The organism is Acidovorax soli (assembly GCF_014207955.1).
Lineage (GTDB): Bacteria > Pseudomonadota > Gammaproteobacteria > Burkholderiales > Burkholderiaceae_C > Acidovorax > Acidovorax soli_A.
Map to the genome: position 1 here is coordinate 55,820 of NZ_JACHLK010000019.1, position 24,693 is coordinate 80,512.

At 67.6% G+C, this 24,693-nt stretch carries 24 protein-coding genes; 7 read left to right on the plus strand and 17 right to left on the minus strand.

Translation table 11 applies throughout. The features are described from left to right. Positions 1 to 501: 501 nt before the first annotated feature. Complete coding sequence (locus HNP48_RS30530; RefSeq protein ID WP_184864484.1) at positions 502 to 1,677, minus strand: esterase-like activity of phytase family protein; 1,176 nt, start codon at positions 1,675 to 1,677, stop codon at positions 502 to 504. Positions 1,678 to 1,977: 300 nt separating this feature from the next. On the opposite strand from HNP48_RS30530, the gene HNP48_RS30535 reads away from it, so the two are divergent. Continuing rightward, complete coding sequence (locus tag HNP48_RS30535; protein WP_184864486.1) at positions 1,978 to 2,451, plus strand: hypothetical protein; 474 nt, start codon at positions 1,978 to 1,980, stop codon at positions 2,449 to 2,451. Here HNP48_RS30535 and HNP48_RS30540 read toward each other — a convergent pair. From HNP48_RS30540 to HNP48_RS30575, 8 genes are all read right to left on the minus strand, one after another. Continuing rightward, the gene (locus HNP48_RS30540; RefSeq protein WP_184864488.1) at positions 2,407 to 3,063 is read right to left on the minus strand and encodes a putative glycolipid-binding domain-containing protein; all 657 of its coding nucleotides are present in this window, start codon (positions 3,061 to 3,063) and stop codon (positions 2,407 to 2,409) included. The genes HNP48_RS30535 and HNP48_RS30540 overlap by 45 nt on opposite strands. A 42-nt stretch (positions 3,064 to 3,105) precedes the next feature. Next, positions 3,106 to 3,567 carry a GNAT family N-acetyltransferase gene (locus tag HNP48_RS30545; protein WP_184864595.1) on the minus strand — a complete coding sequence of 154 codons (462 nt, stop codon included), beginning with the start codon at positions 3,565 to 3,567 and terminating at the stop codon, positions 3,106 to 3,108. 20 nt (positions 3,568 to 3,587) lie between these two features. Next, on the minus strand, positions 3,588 to 4,043 hold the full coding sequence (locus HNP48_RS30550) for a hypothetical protein (RefSeq protein WP_184864490.1): 456 nt from the start codon (positions 4,041 to 4,043) through the stop codon (positions 3,588 to 3,590). Positions 4,044 to 4,132: 89 nt separating this feature from the next. Next, complete coding sequence (locus HNP48_RS30555; RefSeq protein ID WP_184864492.1) at positions 4,133 to 5,563, minus strand: ankyrin repeat domain-containing protein; 1,431 nt, start codon at positions 5,561 to 5,563, stop codon at positions 4,133 to 4,135. Positions 5,564 to 5,596: 33 nt separating this feature from the next. After that, positions 5,597 to 7,837, minus strand: a complete 2,241-nt coding sequence (locus HNP48_RS30560; RefSeq protein WP_184864494.1) for an ATP-binding protein — start codon at positions 7,835 to 7,837, stop codon at positions 5,597 to 5,599. Continuing rightward, complete coding sequence (locus HNP48_RS30565) at positions 7,834 to 9,096, minus strand: hypothetical protein (RefSeq protein WP_184864496.1); 1,263 nt, start codon at positions 9,094 to 9,096, stop codon at positions 7,834 to 7,836. Before HNP48_RS30565 ends, HNP48_RS30560 begins: the two co-directional genes overlap by 4 nt. Positions 9,097 to 9,386: 290 nt before the next feature. Further along, complete coding sequence (locus HNP48_RS30570) at positions 9,387 to 9,869, minus strand: hypothetical protein (RefSeq protein ID WP_184864498.1); 483 nt, start codon at positions 9,867 to 9,869, stop codon at positions 9,387 to 9,389. Between the two features lie 31 nt (positions 9,870 to 9,900). Beyond that, positions 9,901 to 10,740 carry a hypothetical protein gene (locus HNP48_RS30575; protein ID WP_260420436.1) on the minus strand — a complete coding sequence of 280 codons (840 nt, stop codon included), beginning with the start codon at positions 10,738 to 10,740 and terminating at the stop codon, positions 9,901 to 9,903. Between the two features lie 386 nt (positions 10,741 to 11,126). Between HNP48_RS30575 and HNP48_RS30580 the strand changes: the two genes are divergently transcribed. After that, complete coding sequence (locus tag HNP48_RS30580; protein WP_184864500.1) at positions 11,127 to 12,134, plus strand: PhnD/SsuA/transferrin family substrate-binding protein; 1,008 nt, start codon at positions 11,127 to 11,129, stop codon at positions 12,132 to 12,134. A 27-nt stretch (positions 12,135 to 12,161) separates the two neighbouring features. Here HNP48_RS30580 and HNP48_RS30585 read toward each other — a convergent pair whose 3' ends face one another. The 5 genes from HNP48_RS30585 to HNP48_RS30605 all read right to left on the minus strand — a co-directional run bounded on the left by HNP48_RS30585 (position 12,162) and on the right by HNP48_RS30605 (position 16,849). Then, a complete protein-coding gene (locus tag HNP48_RS30585) occupies positions 12,162 to 12,722 on the minus strand; it encodes a YcxB family protein (RefSeq protein WP_184864502.1) in 561 nt (186 codons plus the stop codon). 89 nt (positions 12,723 to 12,811) lie between these two features. Further along, the gene (gene leuD / locus HNP48_RS30590) at positions 12,812 to 13,477 is read right to left on the minus strand and encodes a 3-isopropylmalate dehydratase small subunit (RefSeq protein ID WP_184864503.1); all 666 of its coding nucleotides are present in this window, start codon (positions 13,475 to 13,477) and stop codon (positions 12,812 to 12,814) included. Beyond that, on the minus strand, positions 13,474 to 14,892 hold the full coding sequence (leuC, locus tag HNP48_RS30595; RefSeq protein ID WP_184864505.1) for a 3-isopropylmalate dehydratase large subunit: 1,419 nt from the start codon (positions 14,890 to 14,892) through the stop codon (positions 13,474 to 13,476). The genes leuD and leuC overlap by 4 nt, the downstream gene beginning before the upstream one ends. Before the next feature lie 30 nt (positions 14,893 to 14,922). After that, positions 14,923 to 15,825 carry an alpha/beta fold hydrolase gene (locus tag HNP48_RS30600; RefSeq protein ID WP_184864508.1) on the minus strand — a complete coding sequence of 301 codons (903 nt, stop codon included), beginning with the start codon at positions 15,823 to 15,825 and terminating at the stop codon, positions 14,923 to 14,925. A gap of 25 nt (positions 15,826 to 15,850) precedes the next feature. Next, a complete protein-coding gene (locus HNP48_RS30605; RefSeq protein WP_184864509.1) occupies positions 15,851 to 16,849 on the minus strand; it encodes a tripartite tricarboxylate transporter substrate binding protein in 999 nt (332 codons plus the stop codon). Positions 16,850 to 16,962: 113 nt separating this feature from the next. On the opposite strand from HNP48_RS30605, the gene HNP48_RS30610 reads away from it, so the two are divergent. Continuing rightward, positions 16,963 to 17,862 (plus strand): LysR family transcriptional regulator, encoded by a 900-nt coding sequence (locus HNP48_RS30610; protein ID WP_184864511.1) that lies wholly within the window; start codon positions 16,963 to 16,965, stop codon positions 17,860 to 17,862. Positions 17,863 to 17,885: 23 nt separating this feature from the next. After that, positions 17,886 to 18,326 (plus strand): GNAT family N-acetyltransferase, encoded by a 441-nt coding sequence (locus tag HNP48_RS30615; protein ID WP_184864513.1) that lies wholly within the window; start codon positions 17,886 to 17,888, stop codon positions 18,324 to 18,326. An 18-nt stretch (positions 18,327 to 18,344) separates the two neighbouring features. Here the strand turns inward: HNP48_RS30615 and HNP48_RS30620 are convergent, their stop codons facing one another. After that, positions 18,345 to 18,812 carry a VOC family protein gene (locus HNP48_RS30620; protein ID WP_184864515.1) on the minus strand — a complete coding sequence of 156 codons (468 nt, stop codon included), beginning with the start codon at positions 18,810 to 18,812 and terminating at the stop codon, positions 18,345 to 18,347. 122 nt (positions 18,813 to 18,934) lie between these two features. On the opposite strand from HNP48_RS30620, the gene HNP48_RS30625 reads away from it, so the two are divergent. Continuing rightward, on the plus strand, positions 18,935 to 20,656 hold the full coding sequence (locus tag HNP48_RS30625) for a hypothetical protein (RefSeq protein ID WP_184864517.1): 1,722 nt from the start codon (positions 18,935 to 18,937) through the stop codon (positions 20,654 to 20,656). Positions 20,657 to 20,668: 12 nt separating this feature from the next. On the opposite strand, the gene HNP48_RS30630 is transcribed toward HNP48_RS30625, so the two are convergent. Further along, entirely contained in the window at positions 20,669 to 21,160 is a 492-nt protein-coding gene (locus HNP48_RS30630) for a GNAT family N-acetyltransferase (protein ID WP_184864519.1), read from the minus strand. Positions 21,161 to 21,356: 196 nt separating this feature from the next. Here HNP48_RS30630 and HNP48_RS30635 point away from each other — a divergent pair, with 196 nt between their 5' ends. Next, on the plus strand, positions 21,357 to 22,247 hold the full coding sequence (locus tag HNP48_RS30635; RefSeq protein WP_311773875.1) for a chromate resistance protein ChrB domain-containing protein: 891 nt from the start codon (positions 21,357 to 21,359) through the stop codon (positions 22,245 to 22,247). 23 nt (positions 22,248 to 22,270) lie between these two features. Continuing rightward, positions 22,271 to 23,659 carry a chromate efflux transporter gene (chrA, locus tag HNP48_RS30640; RefSeq protein WP_184864521.1) on the plus strand — a complete coding sequence of 463 codons (1,389 nt, stop codon included), beginning with the start codon at positions 22,271 to 22,273 and terminating at the stop codon, positions 23,657 to 23,659. Here chrA and HNP48_RS30645 read toward each other — a convergent pair. Further along, positions 23,645 to 24,529, minus strand: coding sequence for a LysR family transcriptional regulator (locus tag HNP48_RS30645; RefSeq protein WP_184864524.1), 885 nt, complete (start codon positions 24,527 to 24,529; stop codon positions 23,645 to 23,647). The genes chrA and HNP48_RS30645 overlap by 15 nt on opposite strands. Between the last annotated feature and the right edge of the window lie 164 nt (positions 24,530 to 24,693).

The following is a 24,693-nucleotide window of genomic DNA, read 5'->3' on the forward strand; positions in this document are numbered from 1 at the left end:
ACCCTGTGGGCTTCAGCAGGCAATGATAATTTCCATTTGAAGTGGCTTCAACACAATGCAGCCTGTAAGGTATTTGCGCATATGCAGAGTGCGCACAGAAAAGCAAGATTGCAAGCAATGCCTTTATGAAAATTCCGTACTTCAAAAATCTCTCCCTCATTTTCTCAATTTATTGATATGGGTCGCAAAGCACCTGCAGGTGCACCACCAGAGATGGTGCTTATATACCGGATATTGCAATACATTGCCCACTGAAAAAAGCATGCCAGCCCCGATGCAATCCTCAAACTCTCCTGCATCTCTCTGGTTCAACAATCACGTCGCGAATGCTGGTCTCGTCGTGGCTGCAGATAGCTTGCGAAGTCTTACACAAAGGGGGGGCTGTAAGAAATTTTTACACGAACGGCGGTGCCCACTCGGGTGGCCTTGCCTGACATATCTTGCTCCCTCTACACACCCGAGCACGCCCGGAAGATCCACAGCAGATCGCGCGCCGCGCCCCTACTCCGGCAACACCTCAAACACCACAAACTGATTCGCCTGCGTATCCGCCGTGAAGTTGTTGTCTGCCGCCAGCACAAGGGTGCGGTGGCCGTTGGGCAGGGTCTTGCCCCAGGTGATGGCCTCGATGTTGTCGAGCTTGACGCCCTGGTAGGTGATGGGCATCTCGAGCAGCAGTTTGCGCGTCATGGGCGTGTAGACGGCAGCGCCTGCCAGACTGGCCATGCTGCCCACATTGGTGGTGGCGTCGGTGATCTCGGTGAGCACCAGGCGGATGGTGTTGCCGATGCCCGAGGCAAAAGCGCGTTCGATGGCGATGAATTTCTTGTTGCCGATGGCCAGCATGTCCGACAGGCCGTTGTCGGGGCCAAACGGTGCACCGGCCGGTGCATCCACGGGGATCTTGGGCAGTTGGTAGGCGTATTGGGCCTTGGCGTTGCCGGTGGCCGGGTCCAGGGCGGTCACGCGCACCACGCTGCCGGCCTGCACGGTGGTGAGGGAGCCGTCCTGGATCAAGGCATCTTCGTTGGCCACAAAGACCGTGCCATCGGGCGCCACGGTCAGCGCCTCAAAGAGCTTGTTGCTGCGCGCGCCGGTGGTGGTGTTGTCCACGTAGTTGTAGATCGCGGGCGTCTTGAACTCGCGCACGAACTTGCCGGCGGTGGTCATTTCACGCACAAAGGGCTGGAACAATGTGGCGGCCGTGGTGCCCCAGTTGCCCTCGGACGACCAGTACAGGTTGCCGTTGGGTGCCAGGCGGATCGCCTCGGGGTCTACCGTGCGCGCATTGGCGGGGAAGTTGCTGCCGTCTTCGCGCTGCATGTAGGTCTGGCGGTTGACCTTGACCGTCACCGGGCCCGTGGCCTCGTAGTCGATGCTCAGGTTGTAGAAGCGCGGCGTGCCGCGCTCGCCGCCCCGGTCGTCGGAGATGGCCCAGTAGCTGCCGTCGGTGGCCCGGTCGAGCCCCGAGATGCCGCCAAACTCCACGCCCTCGAACATCGTGCCGGTGGGCAGGGATGCGGTGCCGATCAGCTTGAGGGATGCGACACGGGATTCGCCATTGTTGTCGTCATCGCTGCCGCCGCAGGCGGCCAGGGTGGCGGCCGTGAGCGCTGCCAAGGTGAAAGCGGTGGCCGTGCGGCGCCAGGCGGAGGGGGTGGTACGAGCGAAACCCATGTTGTGCGTCTTTCAGGGGGATTGAGACAAGAAGCACGGGAGATTGGGGGGCGAATGCGTCAGGTGCGTGACGCGCCGTACCGTTGAAGGCAGATGTTGCGGCGGTGAAACACCGCACATCCAACCAAAAAGCAGCGTCTCACATCAAAAGTCCGTTGACTCCCGCAATTGCCCTTGGACATCGACTCCCGCCATGTTTCAATCGCTGCTGCACCAGCATCCCCATGCCGATGAGGACCGGTGCCCACCTGCACCGGATTGCGCCCTTTCGACACCCCAGCTCAAGAACAGGTAGTTTGCATGACTGAACGGCTATCCCTGGTGCTCTGGAGCTGGTACGCAGAAGACGAGTACAAGAACATCCTCGCACTCTGCGAGCTGTGCCAGGCACTCGAATTCTTGGCTTCCAGTGCAGAGGAACAGGCGCACAACATCCCCAACTGCCAGGCATGCGAGGCCTGGTATTCCGTGATCTTGCCGGTCAACAACTACCTTGAAAGTTGCCCTCAGGCCGTTGGTCCGGATGTCAGGCATGCTTTGGCGCGCACATGGGAAAGCTGCAATGCCATGGATGCAGGTGCCTTGGAATGCGGTACCCCGGAAATCTTCAACCACCCCGATTGGGAGCCTGTCAGGATCGACGCCCGTGCAGCGCTCGATGCAATCGACTGGCCGAGTTTTCGGGCCGATGCAGACAAACTGGTACTTGAGTGCAGAACGGCGCTGTTTTCAATCGGGCATCGAGAGCGACGAGGCTCCAACGCCAAGCCTTGAAAACAATTCCGGGTAGTGCACCACGGCGCCGTGCTCGCACACTTCGAGCACGCCGCTGTACCCCACCGTGGGCGCGTCGTACTGGTAGCGCACGGCGTCCACCCGCCGGTAGACCTGCGGCAACTCTTGCAGCCGCAGGTCCGGGAACGACAGCCAAGCCGCTGGTGCCTGTGCCTGTTGCCCCACTTGCAGCGCCATGCGGCGGATCGCGATCATGTTGGTGGCGGGGCTGAAGTTGAGGTCGATGTCGGGACATGCGTGCGCTGAAACACCGGTGTCCGCATCGGGCTCACTGCCCTGCCCCACCCGCCACTGCCCATCGGGGCCCGGATGGAAGTGCAGGTCCACCGAGCGATCGCCACAGTGGCCGCGCACCTGCGCTGCCAGGGTCACCCAGTGTGCATCGACGCTGACCTCATAGCCCAGGTCGCAGGCCCGCCCTTCATCGTGGAACACCGCCATGCCGCGCAGGTCCCAGCCGACATCGGCACGCTGGTAGACGCGGCAGACCTCGCTGCCGGGGCTGTAGAGGCGGCGCCAGAAGAAGGTGTGGTGCGGTGCTGCTGCAGCGGCGGCGACAACTGTCGTCCTCGGTGTGTCAGGCTTCGGCATGCGGACTCCTGGTTCGTTCCCAACGCCGCCATTCTCATCCTGTCAGGCAGCCACCTGCACGTCCTTGCGCATGAACACGCTGTGCACATCGGGCGCATAGTCGCCAAACGGCCCGCACTCCTCGTACCCCATGCGCGCATACAAGGCCAAGGCATCCTGCTGCAAGGGGCCTGTCTCCAGCGCGAAGCGGGTGCAGCCGCGCGCGATGGCCTCGGCTTCGACAAAGGCCAGCAGCGCCCGCGCCAAACCCTGGCCACGCGCCTCGGGGCGCACGTACATGCGCTTGACCTCGCTGAAGTCGGGCCCCAGCACCATGGCGCCGCAGCCCAGGGCCACGCCGTCTGCATTGCGCGCCACGGCGAACAGCACATTGGGCTGCGAGAGTGCGTTCAGGTCAATGCCGTGGTGGCTCTCGGGCGGGTACAGCGGTTTCTGGAAAGCGTCGAGGTCGTCGATAAGCTGCACCACATCGGGCTGGCGCGGGGATTCGAGCTGGATGCGCATGGTGAATGGGTTTTCCGAGTTCACTTGGCGAGGTCCTTGAGCAACTGGTCCTTGGCTTCCTGCCCCGTCTTCTTTTCACCCAGCTGGTACTGGCCGAACACCACGCCGTGCACCAACGGCTCCTTGCCCTGGGCGTCGAAGACGGCCAGGAAGACCTGGTCGCCAAACTGGTCCACCTTCACGGCCAGTCGCTCTGCGCCCTTGACGTAGCCGTGCACATTGCCCTCGAAGGCCTCGCCCACCTTGGCGTAGCCGGCACTGGCCATGGACGTGGCCACCCGCTGCAGCATCTCGGCGCGCGAGACGCCGCTGTATTCCACATACAGGCCGTGGTCGTTGGTAGTGGTCTCCACCTTCACGAGTTTGTCTTTCACCACGGGAATGCCGCGCCACTCGGTGGGTGCGGCGGGTGAACAGGCGGCCAGCGCAGCGGCGAGGCCCAGGGTGGCAATGGTGGTTGACCAAGGCAATGGCATGAGCGTTTTCCTCACTTTGAGAACCAACTCTTGTGTGTGCAAACGAATGGCATGGTAAAGGGTTCGGGCACCGCCATGGGCGGGCGGCATCACCCCACGGTCTGGAGGTACTTGGCGCACAACTGGCCGATGGCCTCGCACAGCGCTTCGGTGCTGGGCGGGGTGCCCGGGGGCTCCATGGGCAGTTCGATGTCCTCGCGGTGCACCCAGTCGTCGCCCTCCACCTGCGAGAAGCGGATGCGCATGTTCGCCCAGTCGAAGACGCGGGCCTCCAGCTCCACCGCGCCGCTGCGGCTGAGGTAGGACTTGGTGCGCGACCAGCGCAGGCTGCGGAAGTGCCCGTCGTACTCGAGGTACAGCACATCGGGCGGCACGCGCGGGTCGGCGCCCGAGGCCAGGTGCGCGATCACGTCCTTGAGGCAGTTGCGCAGCCACTGTGGGTACTGGTGGGGCTGCCAGTCGGTGGGGCCGTCGATCAGGCCGGGTGCGCGCGCCCACGAGGCGCGCTGTGCCTCACCTGCGGGCGCCTTGGGCTTGGCCGGCTTCTTGGGCGGCACGCTGGTGGTGAGCGCGGCCACGCGGGCTTGGTACTCGGTGCCCTTGAACAGGCGCACATCGGCTGCCGCCAGTTGGCCCCGTGCTGCCAGGGCCTCGGCCAGCACGGCGGCCACGTCGAGGTTGCCGGCACTCACAGCAAGGCGCAGCGGGGTGCGCCCGCGGGCATTGGCGGCGGCAGGGTCCAGGCCCCAGCCCAGCAGTTGGCGCGTGGTGGCCACAGGGTCGCCCTCGCGCCGCCAGGCCACGGAGATGCCCGCACGGCTCAGGTCCAGGCCATCGACATCGCCAGCGGAATGCATGAGCGCATTGGAGCCTGCGGGCGTGGTGGCCAGCACATTGGCACCCCGGTCCTTCAGAAAGCGCAGCAGCGGCACACTGCCCATCGACGCCGCCATGAGCACCGGGTTGTACATCTCGCGCTGGTCGAGGGCCTCGATGTCGGCACCGGCCTGGAGCAGCATGTCGAGGGCCTGGTAAACCGCTTCGGCATGCCCGGCAGGCGCGTCGTCGCGAAATGGCATGCTGAAGATCTCGCCGCGCATGTCCCTCAGCCCGAGGGCGATGCACAGGGCCGGCTCCTTGGTCTTGCGGGGGTCGCCGCCCGCCGCCAGCACCAGCCCGAGCCGCTCCAGGGCGCGGTGCTCGGAGTAGCTTGAAAACTGCTCGCAGCACACGGCCAAGGGTGTGGAATTGCGGTTCTTGCGCCGGTTGGGGTCTCCGCCCTTCTCCAGCATCAGGCGCAGCAGCGCGAACTGTGCATCCACCCGGCTGGTCACGCTGGCGTCGTCCGGGCGGTCATAGTAGGCCCAGTACGCCGTGCAGGCCCACTGTACGGCAGCGTCCTGGGACACGCTGATGCGATCCGGGTGCAGGCCGGAGCGGACCAGGCGCTCCATCTCGGCAAGGAGGATGTCGAACCCGATGTCGTATTCGAGGGTGACGGAGGAAGGTGAAGCAGCCATGGAGGAAGGAATGCAAAATTACTTGAAGCCTGGTCAGGCCTTGGCCATCACCGCCAGTTCCTGGTGCAGCAGCAGCTCCACCTCGCTGGGCTCGAACTGCGCCGTCATGAGCGGTATCGCAAAGCTGTAGATGGCCTCTTCGCGCCGCAGCACCCAGGCCAGTTGCAGGCGCGCGAGCGACTGGCGCAGGGCCTGGGCGTCGGCCTGCACGCCATGGCCCTGCAGCAGGCCTGCCAGGGCCACCAGGCTGGTCTGCCCCTGCTGGGCCACGTGGTAGACCACCACGCGGTCGAGCCGGCAGGCCGCGTCGTCGGGCGAGAGGCGGCCCCAGCCGGCCAGGGCGTCCTGCACGGGTTGGGAGGCCAGGGCCTGGTCGAGGTGGCGCTTTTCAATCACGCGCTCGCCGGGCTTCAGGGCCTCCAGGCATTCCTGGCAGAGGATGGCGACGAGGTTGGCGCGCTGGCCGCTGGCATCCACCAGGCGCTCCACCAGGGCGTCGCCGCCAAAGCCCAGGCGCAGGCGGCGCAGCGGCTCGGTGGCCAGGGCCTTGCAGGCCGGGCGCTCCAGCCCGCCGATGGCCAGCACCTCGCCAAAATTGCGCAGCGGGCTCTGGTAGTCGAGCACGGCCGTGGCATACAGGTCCCAGAAACCGGCCAGCATGAACCAGCAGCGCCCCTCCTCGCTGAGCGAGCGCAGGGTGGACAGCTGGTGGTAGCCGTTGTTCGACTCGTCGCGGAAGAACAGGTCGGCCTCGTCGATCAGCAGGTACAGGCGCTTGCCGGTGTACTGGGCCTGCAGGTGGTCCACGATGGCTTCGAGCGGGGTGTCGGCCGGCAGGCCGAACTGCAGCGCCATGCGCGGCGACAGGCGGTGGTCGCGCAGCGAGACGTAGTGGCACACGATCTGCGGGTGGCCCTGCAGGCGGCGCTGCACGGCCTTGAGCAGGCTGCTCTTGCCCAGTTGGCGCCCGCCCACCACCAGGTAGTTGGCGGGCTCGCGGTTGACCACGCGGGCCAGCAGCTGTTCGCGCCCGAAGAAGGAGCCCTCGCGCGTCACGCCGCCGCGGGTCTGGTAGGGCGAGATGCGCGTCACGCGCAGTTGCGCGGCCAAGAGGCGCAGCAGCACCTGCAACGGCTCGCGCGCGAGCAGCCATTCGGTCTGGCTGGCGCTGTCCACCATGACGTGCAGGTTGGCGCCGTCGTCGGTGTGGGCGCGCAGCAGGGGCCAGGGGTTCTCGGTGCCATGGTCGCACAGAATGAGCAGCACGTCGGTGCCGGTCTGCGCGGCGCGCAGTTGGCGCAGCACGGTGGCCTCGTCGAGCCCGGGCTGCGGCACATACAGCAGGCAGCGATCCAGTGAAACCGGCAGATCGGGCGGAAACTTCCACTCGAACACCGCGCCGGGCAGCGCCCAGTCGCGGCTCGGCTGGCTGCTGGCGGACACACGCTCGGCCAGCACCATGGACTGGTCGGCCGCGTCGTCGTGTGCAAACTGTACGGCGCTCTGCCAGTCCTTGGTGCGCACTTCGGCGGCTTCGAGCGTGGCGCGCAGCCGGCCCACGGTGCGCAGCAACTGGTCGATGCGCGGCAGGCGCGAGACCGGGGTGCGCAGCAGCTTCTCGGGCCGCAGTTGCGCCGGGCCGATCAGCGGGTGGCGCAGCACCCACACCACGGCGCCCACGGCGAAGATCAGAGCGCACCACTTGATGAGGCTGCGCAGCCAGCCGAAGGGGTCCGCCGCCTCGACCGCGGCGATGCGGCTTTGGCGCACGGCTTCGGGGTCCATGTCGTCGCCCTTGCCGTCCTGGCTGTCCTGGCTCTGGGGGCCGGCGGCGCAGCTGATGGGCAGTGCGCCGGCGGGCATGGGCGGTTTGCCGGGGCGGCAGGTCCAGTGGTACATGTCGGGCGTCATGTGCAGCAGCACCTGGGTGCCGGCCAGGTGGCCCAGGGCCGGGTCGTTGATGACGTCGACCTGCAGGCGCAGCGGCCCGGGCGAGGTGACGCGCAGCTTGGGGAAGGCGACCGATGGCGCGTACTTCTGGATGTCCTTGGGCCAGTGGCCCAGCTCCTGGCTGGCCTGCACCAGGGCCACGCGCCACTGCACCAGCTCGCCCCACACGGGGCCGATGCTCTCGTAGGTGCGCACCGATCCGCGGGTGGCAGGGTTCAGGTGCGGCGTGAGCAGTGCGCTGCCAACGAACAGCGTGACGCCGGCGATCAGCAGCGCGCGCGCCACCGGCCAGGTCATCCAGGATTTGAGCTGCTCGATGATCATGGGGTGGGCGCGTCCAGCACCATCAGGCCGGCATGGCGCACGGTGGCGCAGCGCCAGTGCAGGCGCGCCGCATCGCCCGTGCCGCGCACGTGGATGAGGTTGCCCCAGAACAGGCGGCGCAGGTCGTCGTCCTGCAGGTAGGGGCGCGCGCGGCCCAGGTCGTCGGCCTGCAGCAGGCTGCGCAGGCGCTCGCGCGAAGCGCCCTCCTGCGCCAGCGGCAGAAAGGTCTGCCACAGGCGCGGGCTGGCGGCCAGGTGGGTGCGCAGCGCGGCAGAGCCGGCCTGGGTCTCGTTCACGCCCTGCTCCACCAGCCACTGCAGGCCTTCCTCGAACAGCGCGGGGTGGCCGCCACTGGCGTCCAGCAGGTGGGCGAGCACCGGCTGGGGCCAGTCCTGGCCGGGCCAGCGCTGGCGCGCCAGGAGGGTAAGGTCGGCCAGCGTGGGCTCGGGCCAGTGGTTGACCTGGGCGATGTTGAGCAGCGACATGTCGCCGCTGCGGTACTTGAGGTCGGCCAGCGCCTCGCCGCCGCACAACAGCAGGTGCAGGCGGCCGCTGTGCATTTCGCTCAGGCTGCGCAGGATGCCGGCCAGGGTTTCGCGCAGCGCGGGCGTGCCCTGCTCGAAGCGGCTGACCAGGCAGAACAGGCGCTCGCCCGCGAGCAGGCGCCGCTCCAGCGCAGATTCGAATTCGTAGTCGGACTGCACCTCGCCCAGCCCGCACTGGCGACCGATGGCGGCAAAGTATTCGGTGGGCGCCGTGCTCACGCTGTAGGGCGGCTGGATGTGCAGCACCGAGGCGGCGCCGTACTGCTGGCGCGCGCGCTGCAACAGCTCCAGCCGGAACGGCGGCTGCCCCCAGTGCGCAGGCGACAGCAGCATGGAGATGGGGTATGGCATGGCCTGGGCCAGTTGGGCGAACAGCCGGGCCTGGAAGGCGGCAAAGGGCTGCTCGGCATCTACCGCAGCGGGGGCGGGCATGCCCGGCGCTGCCGCCGGCAGCTCCACCTCGGCCTGCAGCGGGAACTCGGGGGCGAAGCCGGCGGCGCTGAGCAGGCGGTTGGTCTCGGCCTCAGTGAGGCGCAGGTAGCGGGTGCAGGCCACCACCTTCTCGCGCGAGCGGGCGTTGGGTGCCGACATGCCGTTGCGCCAGTTGTTCACGGCCTCGCGGCTCAGGCCGATCTCGGTGGCCACCCCCGAGGCGCTGGCGCGGATGCGGCGCATGTAGAGGGACAAAAGCTCCGGGAACGAATCGTGGGCCATGGATGGTGCGGGGCGGCAAGCCGGGTGGGAAATGGGGTGGCAACAAAAAGAGGCCGGAGCCTCTGGCACGGATTGTCTCCTGCGCCAGGGCTGCCGGCCGCCAAAAAGCTGGTGCGTGCCAGCCATTCCTGGCACTTCGCACCGTTTATCCCTCCCAGTCTCTGAAACTGGCGCGCCCCAAGCCAGTGCTCCCGCGCAAGGGCCGCCCCGCCGCGCTGGGAGCGTCCCCCTCCCGACTCGCGCAGCGAGTCGAGAGAGGGGTGAAGGCGCGAAGCGACTCAGGGGGTGCTTCATCCCAGCTGTTGCACCAGGGGCCAGGCCTTGTGGCAACCCAGCCCGCATGCCACGAGCACGGGGCTGTACAGCACCAGCGCCCCCAACACGGTGATCAGCCAGCCAGACTCCTCGTCTTCGGTCTGCTGCTCTTCTTTTTCTTCTTCTCCCTCCCTCCCGGCCTTTGCGGCCTTGTGAGTTCCTTGCTTGCCGGCTTCGTCCTCGGGCGCGTCGCCGGTGATCTCCTGGAACAGCATGGCCAGCACCACGGCCAGCGCCATGCCCAGCAGCACCAGGTAGCCGTACTGCAGCTCCCGGCGCTCCAGGGGGTAGAAGTAGCCCGCCAGCACCGCCCCGGGCAGCAGGAAGAACAGGCGCATGAACCAGCGGTACCAGTCGATGCCCTCTTCCTTCTTCTCCAGTGCGCCCATCACCAGGCGCCAGGTCAGCGCGCCCAGCACGAAGATGACCCCACCCCACCATTCGATCTGTGTCAGCATGTCGTGATTTCCTTGCTTGCCCTGGCTTCTCTTACGCGGCAGCGGCTCCGGATGGGCCGGCTTCATCCCCATCGCCATCGTCGTCATCGCCCTTGATCTCCCGGTAGGTGCGTGCTGCGTAGAACAGCGGCAGCACCACGGCCAGCACCAGGCCCAGGCCCAGCCACAGCCACAGGCCCTTGAACAGCAGCACGGTGACCACGGTGAAGACCGCGGCGTGCAGCAGCCCCTTGAGGGCCGAGCCCAGCACCAGCACGCCGATGACGCCATCCACGGTGTTCTTGACCCCGTTCTTGCCCATGCTCTTGGCGATTTCGACAAAGGCTTCGGCGGCTTCCTGCGCCTCCTTGCGCTTCTTGGCCTCCTCCTTGAGCAGGCGGTCCACCGAAATGGGCTTGGCCGGGTCGTGCGCATCGGCCGCCGCGCGTTCGCCGGGCTCGTCGCCGTCGTCGGGGTCGTGGGCCGGCTCGACGATGGACTGCAGTTGCGGGTACAGCGCCAGGAAATACTGGCGTGGCACCCACAGGCCCTTGTCGAAGTACATGCGCTGGGTCTCGCCCACCTGGTCGTAGAACACATCGAGCACCGCGGCCTGCAGGCCATGGCCGAACAGCGCGGCCAGGGGCGACAGGGGCAGCGGGTCGCTGGTGCCCGTGTCGAAGTTGAGCTGCAGGTAGCTCGGCGCAGCCGTGACCTGCTGGTTGAACCACTCGCCATCCCACAGGTCCGCGAGGTCCACGCCCAGCTTGCCGGCCCAGCGCGTGGCTTCTGCAGTGTTGCCCTCGGCGATGTACTGGTACACCAGCTGGGCGTACTTGAGCCGGATCGGGTCTTCAAAGAACAGGTGCAGGGTATGGGCGTTTTGGGACATGGTGGATTCGGGGTGCGACCGGGTTGGCTGCGAAGTGGTTGGATTGTTGCCGGGGTGCGTGTGCAGTGCCCTCTCCACCTTGTCCATGGCCGCTGCACCGGCGCTTGACAGGGCGTCAACCGCGCCGCGGCAGGCGGCTTGTTGGGGCATGAACGCCACACCTTTGGCCAACCAGTCGCCAAGGTTACAAACAACCCGGTCGCCTCATGCATACTGACCACCCTTTTCGAGGCCCGTGCCGCAAGGCCTTGCCAATGCCGTTGGCACCCAGGGCATCCATTTCCAACGCACATTCCCGTCCAGCGCCCGGCCATCCCGGCCGGCCTGCGCTGCCGGTCGGCTTTGCGTTGCCGCCCACCAGAACGAACCGAGGAAGAGAGAACACCATGTTGTTTGCCAAACCACTGGATGCGCGCCTGTGCGTGCTACTGTCGGGTGCCACCCTGCTGCTGGGCCCCGTGGCTGCACAGACCACAGCCAGCCCACCGGCCAAGGCCCCCACCGCGCGGCAGGCCGCAGCGCCGGCCGCCCCGCTGTTCGGCGGCACGCGCGAGAAGCTGGTCGTGGCCATGCCCAAGACCTACGCCAAGAGCGAGACCATGCTCATCTGGGGCGACTACTTCAATCATTTGGCACGCTGCGGCAACCTGGACCTGCAGAACCTGCAGGGCGAGTCGCTGGAGCGCAGCGTGAACATCGACACGCTGGGAGAGAAAGAGCTGATCGACGGCATCATCGCCGGCAAGGTGCAGCTCGCCCAAGTCAACCCCGGCCTGGTGCCACAGCTGGTGGCCGCCGGCCAGCCGGCCCCCTTTGGGGTGCCGGGCAACAAGGCCAGCGGGCAGCGCAATTCGTACAAGCTGATCCTGATCTCGCGTGTAGACAGCCCCTTCACCAAGCCGCAGGACCTGGTGGGCAAGAAGATTGCGCACACCACGCCTACCTCCAATTCGGGCAACCTGGCGCCGCGCGCACTGTTCCCCGCGCTGGGCCTGGTGCCCGACCAGAACTACGAGGTGGTGTTCTCCAACGGCCACGAGCGCTCCGTGACCGGGGTGATGCACGGCTTCTACCCGGCCGCCGCCGTGGCCAGCGACCTGTACCAGCGCATGGTGGTCAAGGGCGATGTGAAGGGGTCGAGCATTCGCACGCTGTGGGAGAGCCCGCCCTTCATGACCGAAACCTGGACCCTGGGCAAGGAGGTCTCACCCGAGGTGCAGGCGCGCGTGACCAAGTGCTCGTACAGCTACAGCTTCTCGCCCAAGCTGCGCCAGTTGCTGCCGGGCAATGACAGCTTCCTGGCCATCAATTTCGAGCGCGACTTCGCCACCGTGATGGAGGTCTACAACAAGACCCAGAAGGCGCAGGCTGCGGCCAAGGCGGCCAAGCCCTGAGACCCCTCCGCCCCGGCGCCAGCGCTATCAGGCGGGCGCCAGGGGCAGGTGCTGCACGATGAGCGCCTGCGCCTCGGGCGGCAGCACGGCCTTGGGGATCATCATGCACAGGCCGGGCTCGACAAACAGGTAGAACATGGCGTCGTCTTCCTGGCGCGCGATGAAGAACGCCCAGTCCAGGCGCGAGAAGGCGCCCTTGGCATGCTGCTCGATGCCCGCCTCCGTGACCACGACCGATTGCGGGGACAGGGTGCTGCCATCGTCCGCCAACTGCTCCTGCAACTGCCGCCGGGTCATGGCCGCAGCACCCAGGTAGGCCAGCACCAGGGTCGCCACCGCCGTGGCGGCGGCGCACAGCACATAGCCCTTGGTCTGCGGGCTCAGGGCCTTGGTCTGCAGGAAGCCCAGGGTGAGCGCCAGGAGCAGGGGCCAGACGGACAGCCTTGCCAGCCCTTCCACGACCCGGCGCACCGTGCCCTGCGCGGCCGCGGCAGCCTCCTTCCTGCGCCGGGCAATGGCCCGCAGGTTGGCACTGACGCGCCGGTAGGCCTGGAGATGGTCGCTGCGGGTCAGGGTGAAGGTCTGCATGGGCGCGTGGCGTGGTGGGGGACGAGCCCCCACTATAGGAGAGCCACGGCCCGGCCCCGCCACCCTCACCGCGCGCAATGCGCACTATGTCACGCGGTGGGCTTGGGCACTCCGAGCCGCTCGCGCGTGCGCCGCGCCACGTCGCGCACCCAGGGCTGGGCCACCCAGTGTCGCTGGGCAAAGGCCTCGATCTGGTCCTGGTAGGTCAGCGAAGCGCCGATCACGTCCAGCCCGTCAAGGAACATGCGCCGGTGCCGCTCGGAGATGGTGAACGGCGCGCTGTGCCCCGCCGTACGCACCTGGCGCTGCTCCACGTCGATCTGCATCGCCAGCGGGCCGCTGGTGGCACGCGCCTCGCGCATGAAGGCCTGGGCGTCGGCCTCGCTGACCATGGCCAGCAGCAGGCGGTTGTTCATGGCGTTGGAGTAGAAGATCTCGCCGAAGCTCGATGCCACCACGGCCTTGAAGCCATACTGCTGCATGCCCCACACAGCATGCTCGCGGCTGGAGCCGCAGCCGTAGTTGCTGGCGGCCAACAGCACATCGGTGCCGGCAAAAGCCGGCTGGTTGAGCATGAAATCCGGCCGCGGCTGGCCCGCGCCGTCAAAGCGCAGGTCGTACAGCAGGCCCGGTGCCAGGCCCGACTTGTCGATGCCGCGCAGGAACTGCTTGGGCATGATCTGGTCGGTATCGAGGTTGGCGATATCGAGCAAGGCCGCCTGGCCGCTCACAGTGGTGTTGGATTGGGCGCTCATGCGGTCACCTCCAGGGTACGTACATCGGTGATGCAGCCGGTGATCGCAGCAGCTGCAGCCATGGCCGGGCTCATCAGGTGGGTGATGGCCCCCCTGCCCTGGCGGCCCTCGAAATTGCGGTTGGTGGTGGAGGCGCAGCGCTGGCCCGGGGCGAGCACGTCGTCGTTCATGGCCAGGCACATGGAGCAGCCGGGCTGGCGCCATTCGAAGCCCGCGGCCACCAGGCGCGCGGCAATGCCCTCGGCCTCGGCCTGGGCCTTCACCGCGCCCGAGCCGGGCACGACCATGGCGCGCACGCCGCTGGCCACATGGCGGCTGCCGACGATGCGGTCCACCTCGCGCAGGTCTTCGATGCGCGCATTGGTGCACGAGCCAATGAACACATGCTGCACCGGCACGCCCGCCAGCGGCTGCCCGGCCGACAGCGCGGTGTAGCGCAGGGCCTGCTCGGCGCTGCTGCGCTGCACGGCGTCGGCAATGTCTTCGGGCCGGGGCACGGTGGCGTTGACGGCCATGGCCTGGTCGGGGCTGGTGCCCCAGGTGACGAAGGGGGCGACCTCACTGGCGTCAAACACATGCTCCACGTCGAACGCGGCGCCCGCATCGCTGTGCAGCGTGGCCCAGTGGTCCAGGGCCTGCGCGCGCACCTCGCCCGTGATATCGGGCGCCTTGTCCAGCACGTAGGCGATGGCTGTGGCGTCGGGTGCGATCAGCGCGCCGCGGGCGCCGGCCTCCACCGCCATGTTGCACAGGGTGAAGCGCGCCTCCACCGACAGGGCTTCGATGGCGCTGCCGCAGAACTCCACCACAAAGCCGCGCGCGCCCTGGGCGCCGATGCGGCTGATGATCCAGAGGATCAGGTCCTTGGCCGTGGTGCCCGTGGGCAGGGTGCCGTCCACGCGGATGCGCATGTCTTTGGCGAGGCGGTAGACCAGGGTCTGCGTGGCCAGCACATGCTCCACCTCGGAGGTGCCGATGCCGAAACCCAGCGCGCCCAGCGCCCCGTAGGTGGTGGTGTGGCTGTCGCCGCAGATGATGACCATGCCCGGGCGCACCATGCCGTGCTCGGGCGCGATCACGTGCTCGATGCCCTGCAGCGGGTCGTTGGTGTCGAACAGCGGGATCTGGTGGCGCTCGCAGTTGGCCTTGAGGTTGCTGGCCTGCAGGGCCGAGGGCGGGTCCTGGATGGTGCGCCAGCGCACCGGGTGCGTGGGGATGATGTGGCTCACCACCGCCACGTTCTGCCCCGGCACGGGCACGCCGCGCCCGGCCTCGTGCAGCCCGGCGAAGGCCTGGGGGCTGGTGTATTCGTTCATCAGGTGCAGGTCGCAGAACAGCAGCACGTTCTGTTCGTCCAGAACGGCCACGGTGTGCGATGCCACCAGTTTCTGGTAGAGCGTCGTGGGGGTGGTCATGGTGATCGTGGGCTTGTCGTTGTGTACTTGCTACCGGCCTGCCAGCAGGAAGGGCAGCGCCGCGTCGAGCAGCGCATCGGGCGCCTCCTCGGCGATATAGTGGCCGCAGGGCAGCGCATGGCCGCGCACGTCAGATGCCACACGCTGCCACTCTTCGAGCGGCTTGAAGCACTGGTGCACCACGCCCTGCTCGCCCCACAGGGCCATGAGCGGCATGGCCAGCTGGCGGCCCGCGTCGTGGTCGGCGCGGTCGTGCACCAGGTCGATGCCGGCGGCGGCGCGGTAGTCCTCGCAGATGCCGTGGGCCGTGCCGGGCAGGCCCAGGCAGCGCACATACTCGGCCAGGGCGCGCGGGTCGAACGGGGCCAGGCCGGCGCTGCGCCGGCCCATCACGTCACGCACATAGGCGCCGGGGTCGGCCTCGATCAGGCGCTCGGGCAGCGGCGCGGGCTGGATCAGAAAGAACCAGTGCCAGTAGGCACGGGCAAAGGCGTTGCTGGTCTGTTCGTACATGGCCAGCGTGGGTGCGATGTCCAGCAGCACCATGCGCTGCACGGCAGCGGGGTGGTCGGCCGCCAGGCGGTGCGCCACACGGGCGCCCCGGTCGTGGGCCAGCACGGTGAAGCGCGGGTGGCCCAGGTGCTGCATCACGGCCAGCATGTCGGCGGCCATGGTGCGCTTGCTGTAGAGCTGGTGTTCCGGGTCTCCCTCGGGCTTGGCCGAGTCGCCATAACCGCGCAGGTCCGCCAGCACCAGCGTGAAATGCTGCGCCAGCGCGGGCGCCACCTTGTGCCAGATGGCCGAGGTCTGCGGGTGGCCGTGCAGCAGCAGCAAGGGCGGGCCTTCGCCGCCCACCAGCGCGTGGATGTGCTGGCCATCGGGCGTGGGCACACGGTAGGGGGTGAAGCCGGGGAAAAGCGGGGTCGTGGTCATTGTGTTTTTGGGGTTCGGCGCGGTTCTATTCGGCAGTGATGCCCCGCTCCTTGATGAGCTTGGCCCACTGCGGCATCTCTTTTTCGAGCCGTGCACGGGCCTGCTCGGGGGTCGAGGGGATGGGGTCGAAGCCGTCCTTGGCCATGCGCTCCTTGAGCGCGGGGGTGTTGAGCGCCTGGTTCAGCGTGGTGTTGAGTTTGTCGATCACGGGCTTGGGCGTGCCGGCCGGCGCGAACACGATGAACCAGGTTTCGAAAGCGTAGCCGGGCAGGCCCGCCTCGGCAATGGTGGGCACGTCGGGCATCAGCGGCGAGCGCTTGGACCCCGTGACCCCCAGCGCCCGCAGCTTGCCCGCCTGCACGTGCGGCTGCGCAGCCGAGAGCACGGGAAAGCTCAGCGCCACCTGGCCCGACATGGTGTCGATCATGGCCGGGCCGCCGCCGCGGTAGGGGATGTGCACGATGGGCGTGCCCGCCACGGCCTTGAACAGCTCGGCCGACATGTGGAAGGTGCTGCCCGCCCCGGCCGAGCCGTAGGAATACTGCCCAGGCTTGGCCTTGAGCAGCGCGATGAGTTCCTTGAGGTTCTTGGCCGGCAGCGCGTTGTTGACCACCAGCACATGCTGCGAGCTGGCCACCATGCCGATGGGCGCCAGGTCCTTCAGGGTGTCGTACGGCATCTTGGCCGTAAGGCTGGGGTTGATGGCCAGCGACACGGTCTGCAGGCCGATGGTGTAGCCGTCGGGCTGCGCCTTGGCGACCATGTCCACGCCGATGTTGCCCCCCGCCCCGCCCTTGTTCTCGATGAACAGCGAGCCGCCCAGGGCCTTGCCCCATTCATCGGTGATGAGCCGCGCGGCGATGTCGGCACTGCCGCCCGGCGCATAGGGCACCACGAGCTTGATGGCCTTGTTGGGATAGGCCGCGCCCTGGGCCATGGCTGCGGGGGTGGCCAGCACGGCCAGCGTGGCGGCAGCCAGGGCGGAGGTGGCCAGTCGGCGGCGGGAAAGGGAAAGCGTCGTCATGGGTCTGTCTCCTGCGGTATTTGTTGTGGGTGGGATCTTATGAGTGATGTTCAACGCCATAAATACCGTCAAAATTACTTCATTCATAAATTCAACACACGAATTGACCACCCATGGACGGCTTCTCGGACCTGCGCTTCTTTGCCCTGCTCATGAAAGAAGGCAGCCTGGCCGCTGCCGCCCAGCAGATGGGCATCACCCCGCCTGCGGTCAGCCGGCGCCTGGCGCAGCTGGAGCACCGCCTCGGCGTGCGCCTGCTGCACCGCACCACGCGGCGCATCCACCTCACGCCCGAAGGAGAGACCTACCTGCTCGATGGCGCGCGCATACTCGGCGACCTGGAGGCGCTGGAGCGCACGGTGGCCGGCGCGCGCAGCTCGCCACGCGGCCTGATCAAGCTGGCGGCCACGCTGGGCTTTGGCCGTGTGCACATCGCGCCGGCCCTATCGGCCTTTGCGCGTGCCTACCCCGAGGTAGAGGTGCAGCTGCACCTGACCGACCGCCCCGTGAACCTGGTGGAACAGGGCTTCGACGCCGCCGTGCGCTTTGGCGATCTGCCCGACTCGCGCCTCACGGCCCGGCGGCTCATGGCCAACCAGCGCGTGCTGTGCGCATCGCCCGCCTACCTGGCCCAGGCCGGCGAGCCCGCGCAACCCGCCGACCTGCTGGCCCACCAGTGCATCGTGATCCGCGAGAGCGACGAGACCTACGGCACCTGGCACCTGCACCAGGGTGAGCGGCAGGAGACCATCAAGGTGCGCGGCATGCTCAGCACCAACGACGGTGCCGCCGCCACCACCTGGGCGCTGGACGGGCACGGCGTGCTCATGCGTTCGCACTGGGATGTGGCCGCTTATCTGGAGTCCGGGCGCCTTGTGCCTGTGTTGCCCGGCTGGGCCTTGCCCGCCGCCGACGTGACCCTGGTCTACCCGACCAAGAGCGACCTCTCGGCCAAGACGCGGGCGTTGGCGGATTTTCTGGTCGACTGGTTTGGCGGGCGGCGGCGGGCTTGAGCCGTCGATGCAAGAATGCAGGCATGGAGATCCGCCCTGTCGCACGATCCGAGCTGGCGCAGTTGCTTGCGCTCTATGCACACCTGCATGCCGATGACGAACCGCCACCCGACGGCGATGCGCTGGACAAGATCTGGGACGAACTACAGGGCAGCCAACGCTACCGCTACCTGGGCGCCTATGTGGGCGGCCAACTGGTCTCCAGCTGCACCATCACCCTCATCCCCAACCTCACGCGCGGTGGGCGACCCTATGGCTTGATCGAGAACGTGGTGACCCATGCCGATCACCGAGGACACGGCCACGCCAAGGCCGTGCTGCACGATGCCTTGTCCTTCGCCTGGGCCCAGGACTGCTACAAGGTGATGCTTATGACCGGGCGCAAGGACGAGGCTACGCTGCAGTTCTATGAATCCGCGGGCTTCGACCGGCATGGCAAGCAGGCGTTCATTGCCAGGCCCTGAGTGCCGCAGGGGCAGGCGCTACCGGGCGCTGTCTGCAAACAATTCCGCGATGAAGCGCTCCAGCTCCTGCTCCTCCAGCAGCTCGATCGAGAAGTTGCCGAAGCGCTTGGGCAGCCACAGGATGCGGGTGCCACTGGGTGTGCGCAGCCCATCCCTCTCCAGGCGATTGCCGTTCTCATCCTCCGGCTGCACACCGGCTGCCACCAGCCCATCGTAGGCGGCCTCGATGTCGGGGGTGGAGTAGCAATGGCGGTAGATCGTGCCCTCGCCCAGCCGGTCCATCAACTCCTTGAGGTTGCCGGCAATGGGCTCTACCAGCATGAAACGCTCGCTGCCGAACAGCACCACCGCATAGCGCACATGCAGGCCGCCGCGGTCCCACACCAGGGTTCTGGAGACGCGCGCACTGAAGACCCGCGCGTAGTAGGCGCAGGCCTCCTCCAGGTTGCCGACCAGAACATCGACGTGGCTGAATTTCAGGTCCATGGCTTGCCTTCACTCCATATGGTTCGTCCAAGGTGCAGAGCTTCGCACAGGCCAGGGCCTTCAGTTTTCTCAAGCCCTGCCGATAACCACCGGAACCGCATCAACAGACCAAGAATCAGAAAATGAGTGCAGTCAGCAGCCTTTCTTCCTCTGCAGCAGCCCTGGGCACACAGAACGCCACCATCAAGGCCTCCACCAACTCGGGTGCGGCGCTCGCGCAAGCCGCCAGTGCATCGGCCGCAACGGCAACGACGGACTTCACCGCGTCCACGCCCGTGTCCATCCCGCCTGCGGCGTCCGGCGACGGGCGCTTCCTCTACCTGACCCAAATGCCCTCGGGCCTGGACTCGGCCGACCTCACCTACGAAGCGCTGGCCCAGGTCTCATCCGCTTCCGGCCGCATGCAGGTGTGGGAGCAGCCGCCCGGTGCCAAGACCGCCGTGGACCAGGTGCTGGGTCGCAACGCGGGCGCCAGCACCGAACAGGCCCGCTTTGCCGGCCTGGGCTCGGCCCTGCTGGAGCAGGTGGCCAGCACGGGCTCGGGCTACAAGCAGACGGTGGTGAACATCGGCGCTGCCTACTCGCCGGACCGCATCCAGGGCAAGGCGACCGATGCGCTCTGGGCCATCAAGTCCCGCCCCAGCGCCAGCACGGAGCTGACGATCAAGACCCAGTCGGGTGCCACGGTGCGCCTGTCCATCCATGACCAGAAGGCGCCTACCGCCACGGGCTCTGGCATTGCCGTGCAGATCGAAGTCGACGGCAAGCTCACGCAGCAGGAGCGCGAAGCCCTGCAGTCCCTGGCCAAGGGCTTTGACGAGGCCATCGAGGGCCTGACGCGCGAGCCGCCTCTGCTCAACCTCGACGGGCTGATGAAGTTCGACAGCAAGCTGCTCACCAAGGTGGAACTCAAGGCCGAGGTCTATGGCCTGAACGACAAGGGCGAGCGCGCCATGGTGCTGGGCACCCGCTTCACGGCCAATGCCGGCAGCCGCGAAATCGAGCTCAAGACCCTGAAGGGCACGGCCACCGTGAAGACCGACCTGCGCCAGAGTGCGATCTGGGGCAGCGCCGAGCAGAAGGCCCGGGCGATGCAGCAGTACCTGGGCCGGGTGGACAAGGCAGCCGAGCGGGGCAACGGAAACCAGGAACTGGTGGATCTGTTCAAGGCCTCTTTCACGGCCCTGCACGGCGGCTATGGCGCCACCGGCAAGCCCAGCGGGCTGGAACGCGTGGGCCCGGCCGACCTCGCCAGTGATGCCGACGCCTTCAGCGAAGAGGACCACAGCCTGCTCACGGGCCTGGCGGACTTCAAGGCCTCCATCGTCACCAACCGCCGCGCCGCCAACCCGCGCCACACCAACGAGATCGACATCTTCGACTACCGGATCGGCCAGTCGACCCAGATCTCCGGTGGTTCTGCCGCCAACCGCGCCCTCACCCAGACGCAGACGGCCGACCTCACCGCAGGCTACCACCGCTCGCTGCGCAGCAAGCGCGAGCCCGACCTCAGCTCCGACACCTCCACCCAGAACTACTACTACACCCAGGTCGAGGACCACAGCAGCACACAGGTGGAACTGGCCTACGAGAAGGACAAGCCCGTGCGGGCCCTGGTCACCCAGGCAGCCTCCCAGTCGCTGCGCACCATCATGGTGGAGAACAACAAGGTGGTGGATACGGTGGAAGAGCCCCTGCAGCAGCAATCGAAGCAGAAGGACCTGCTGCCCCTGCTCCAGCATCTGCTGCGGCAGGAGGAAGCCAAGGAGCTGTCGGCCGAGGAAAGGCAGAAGACGCTGCGGGAATGGAATGCGATGGTGCTGGGCGAGCCGGGTGCGGCGTAGCGCCCCCTGTGCCTACGCCGCCATTGCCAGCTCATAGCGCGCCAGCGCCCAGCTCCCCTTGGGCACTTCGCTGTGCAGCACGAAACCGAAGCCTTCGTACAGCGAGCGCAGCCCCTGGCGGTCCGCCACGCAGTCCAGGCGCAGCCAAGGCCGTTGCACGGCCTGCGTGCGCTCGCGCGCAAAACGCAGCAAGGCGATGGAAACGCCCTGCCCCGCCCAAGCGCGGCGCACGGCCAGCTTGTGCAGGTAGACGGAGCTGCCAGGTGCGATCTCGGGCCAGTAGTGCGGGTCTTCCAGGTCCAGGCGCATGACGCCCGCTACCGACCAAGGCCCGCTGCGCGCCACCCAATAGCCGCCTGCCTCGATGTCGCGCCCTATGCGCTCGGGGCTGTAGTCCGCCGGGGACCACAGCGGCCGGCCATCGCCCTGCAGCCACTGCGCGGCCTCCTGCAGGGTGGCGACGACGGCGTCCAGGTCCGTGGAGGTGGCTTGCTCGATGTGCATGAAAACGCGGCAGTGAGTGCGAAAAGGGCCGCCATCTTAGAACCTGTTGAGGGCGTGTGCGGGGCCAGGCCAATCGTCATGCCGCTGCCAAAAACTCCTGCTAAGATCCGCCCATCGGGAAACCAGCCTCCCGAATCCTCGCGGATAGATGGTGTCCCATCCAAGTGCTGATCACTCTTTGCTGGAGTCATCATCCGTGGACACCTCTATGGGCAACGCCCCTTCCCTCTCCATTGCGCCCCAAGACCTCGCATCCCGCATCGGCACGCCTGATGCACCGCTCCTGCTGGATGTGCGCCGGCCCGCGCGTTTTGCCAAAAGCCCCCATCTGCTGGCGACGGCACGCCACTGCCCGCCCGAAGCGCTTGCCGGGCTGGTGGCATCCGGCCCGCCGCGCGAGGCCGTCATGTACTGCGTCTACGGCCACGCCGTGAGCCAGGAGGCCGCGGCGCAACTGCGGCAGGCGGGCTGGGATGCGCGGTTCCTCGCGGGCGGCTTCGAAGGCGGCGAGCCAGGCACCGACGCGCCGCAGGACATGGCCCGCTGGCGCGAAACGCGGCCTCTCGCGCTGCCCAAGCGCCCGGACCTGGGTGTGGATGGAACGGCGCCGTCGTGCTGGATCACACGCGCACGGCCCCAGATCGACCGCGTGGCCTGCCCCTGGCTGGTGCGCCGTTTCATCGACCTGCGCGCTGAATTCTTTTATGTGGAAGCGGCCCAGGTGCGGGCCGAGGCGCGGCGGCTCGGTGCCGTGGCCTATGACATTCCTGGTGCCCCCATCACGCACGAAGGCGCGCTGTGCAGCTTCGATGCACTGCTCTCGGCCTTTGGCCTGCAGGCCGACCCCGCGCTCGCGGCACTGGCGCACATCGTGCGCGCAGCGGATACGGACGCGTTGCAGCAGGCACCCCAGGCCGCCGGGCTGCTGGCCGTGTCGCTGGGCCTGTCGCAGCTGCACGCCAGCGACGACATGGCCATGCTCGCCGCGGCCATGCCGGTGTACGACGCGCTGTATGCCTGGTGCCGCCAGCAGGTGCAAGGCGTGCAGGAGGCCCACCGCTGGACACCCCAGGTGGTGCAGGCGTGACCGATACGAACAACCCGCCCACGATGACAAGCAACACCCACCCCGAGGTGGCCGCCTCCGGCCAGGCCGATGTCCCCAGCGCCGATGCACGGCGCCCCGCCGAAGTCCCGTTCATCCAGGCTTTCTGGTTCTGGCTCAAGCTCGGCTGCATCAGCTTTGGCGGGCCGGCCGGACAGATCGCGATCATGCACACCGAGCTGGTGGAGCGGCGCCGCTGGATCAGCGAGAAGCGCTTTCTGCACGCGCTCAACTTCTGCATGGTGCTGCCCGGGCCCGAGGCCCAGCAGCTGGCCACCTACATCGGCTGGCTGATGCACCGCACGCGCGGCGCCATCGTGGCGGGCGCGCTGTTCGTGCTGCCCTCGCTGCTGCTGCTGGTGCTGCTGTCCTGGGTGTACATCGCCTTTGGCCACTTGCCCGTGGTGGAGGGCATCTTCTACGGCATCAAGCCCGCAGTCACGGCGCTGGTGCTGCATGCGGCGCACCGCATCGGCACACGGGCACTGAAGAACCGCTGGCTCTGGGGCCTGGCAGCAGCGGCCTTTGTGGCCATCATGGCTTTCAGTGCCCCTTTCCCGGCCATCGTGCTCGCGGCGGCCCTCATCGGCCACCTGGCGGGGCGGCGCTGGCCGCAGCTGTTCACGGCCAGCGCGCATGGCGCCGCGCAGCGGGGCTACGGGCCGGCGCTGATCGATGACGACACACCCACGCCGGCCCACGCGCTGTTCAGCCGCGCACGCCTGGCGCGCGTGCTGGCCGTGGGCGGCGGCCTGTGGCTGGCTGCCATGGGCATGCTGGTGGCCTGGCATGGCTGGCAAGGCACGCTGGCGCAGATGGGCTGGTTCTTCACCAAGGCGGCGCTGCTCACCTTTGGCGGGGCCTACGCGGTGCTGCCCTATGTGTTCCAGGGCGCGGTGGAGCACTACCACTGGCTCAATGCCCAGCAGATGATCGACGGCCTGGCCCTGGGCGAGACCACGCCCGGCCCGCTGATCATGGTGGTGGCCTTCGTGGGCTTTGTCGGCGGCTGGCTGCACAACGTGCTCGGGCCCGACACCGCCTTCTGGTCCGGCGCAGTGGCAGCCACGGTGGTCACGTTCTTCACCTTTCTGCCCTCGTTCGTGTTCATCCTCGCGGGCGGGCCGCTGATCGAGACCACGCACAACCAGCTGCGCTTCACCGCGCCACTCACGGCCATCACGGCCGCAGTGGTCGGCGTGATCCTGAACCTGGCGCTGTTCTTTGCCTGGCATGTGTGGTGGCCCCGGGGCTTTGGGGGCGGCATGGACATCGCCTCCGTCGCCATCACGCTGCTGGCGGCCGTGGCGCTGTTCCGCTTCAAGCTCGGGGTGCTGCCCCTGCTGGGAGGTTGCGCGCTGGCGGGCCTGGCGCTGCGGCTAGTCCTTCAATAGCTCCTGCACCAGCGTGCGCACGATGGGCATGGCCGGCGCCTCGCTGCGGCCGGCCAGGGTGACCAGGCCGAACAGCGCGGTGGTGATCTCGCCTGGCACCATGGGCAGCTCCACCAGGTCGGGCGCGGCGGCGCGCACGGCCAGCAGGATGGCGTCGCTCTTGCGCACCACCTCGACCAGGCTCGGAATCTCCTCGCAGCGCAGGGTCACGCAGGCGGCGGGGTGGGCCTCGGGGCCGTAGGTCTCCATGAGCCGGCGCGCCACCTCGTCGCTGAGCGGGGTGGAGGCGATGGGGTACTCCTTGAGCATCTCGAAGCGCACGCCGCCACGCTTGCGCAGCAGCGGGTGGCCGCGCCGCACCATGAAGGAACCGCGAATCTCGCAGACCAGTTCGGTGCGCAGGTCGGTGGCGGGCTGCAGCGAGCGCGCGTCAATCACCAGGGCGTCGAGCTGGCGGTCGCGCAGGGCCTGCACCAGCCGGTCGGTGCTGCCGCGCGAGATCTCCAGCGTGAGCTGGGGGTGGCGCGTGGCCACCTGCATGAGCAGCGGGGTCATCAACAGCGCACCAGGCCCCGAGCCCAGGCCGATGCGGATGGCGCCGCCCTCGCCCTCGCGCATGCGCTGGCCCAGGGCATGCAGCTCGGCCGCGTCGTCCACCAGGCGCTGGGCGCGCTGCAGCACCTGGCGGCCGAAGGGCGTGAGTTCGCTGCGCCGGCCGATGCGGTCGAACAGGGGCAGACCCAGCTCGTCTTCGATGGAGCGGATGCTGCGGCTGAGCGCGGGCTGCGTGAGGTGCATGGCCTCGGCCGACTTGCTGAACGAGCCGGTCTGCGCCAGTGAAATGAAGTGCCGAAGCTGCACCAAAGTCATGCCGATTTGCCCCCTTCTGGTGCAAGAAAATTGAATAACTTCAACTCATGCTAACCCACTTTGCAATGCATTGGACGCGCAGAAACGCCAATCCTAAGATGGCCCGGCTGACCTGCAAAACGCGCCCCTAAAGAGCTGCGCTGCAGGGCCAGAGGGTGTCGATG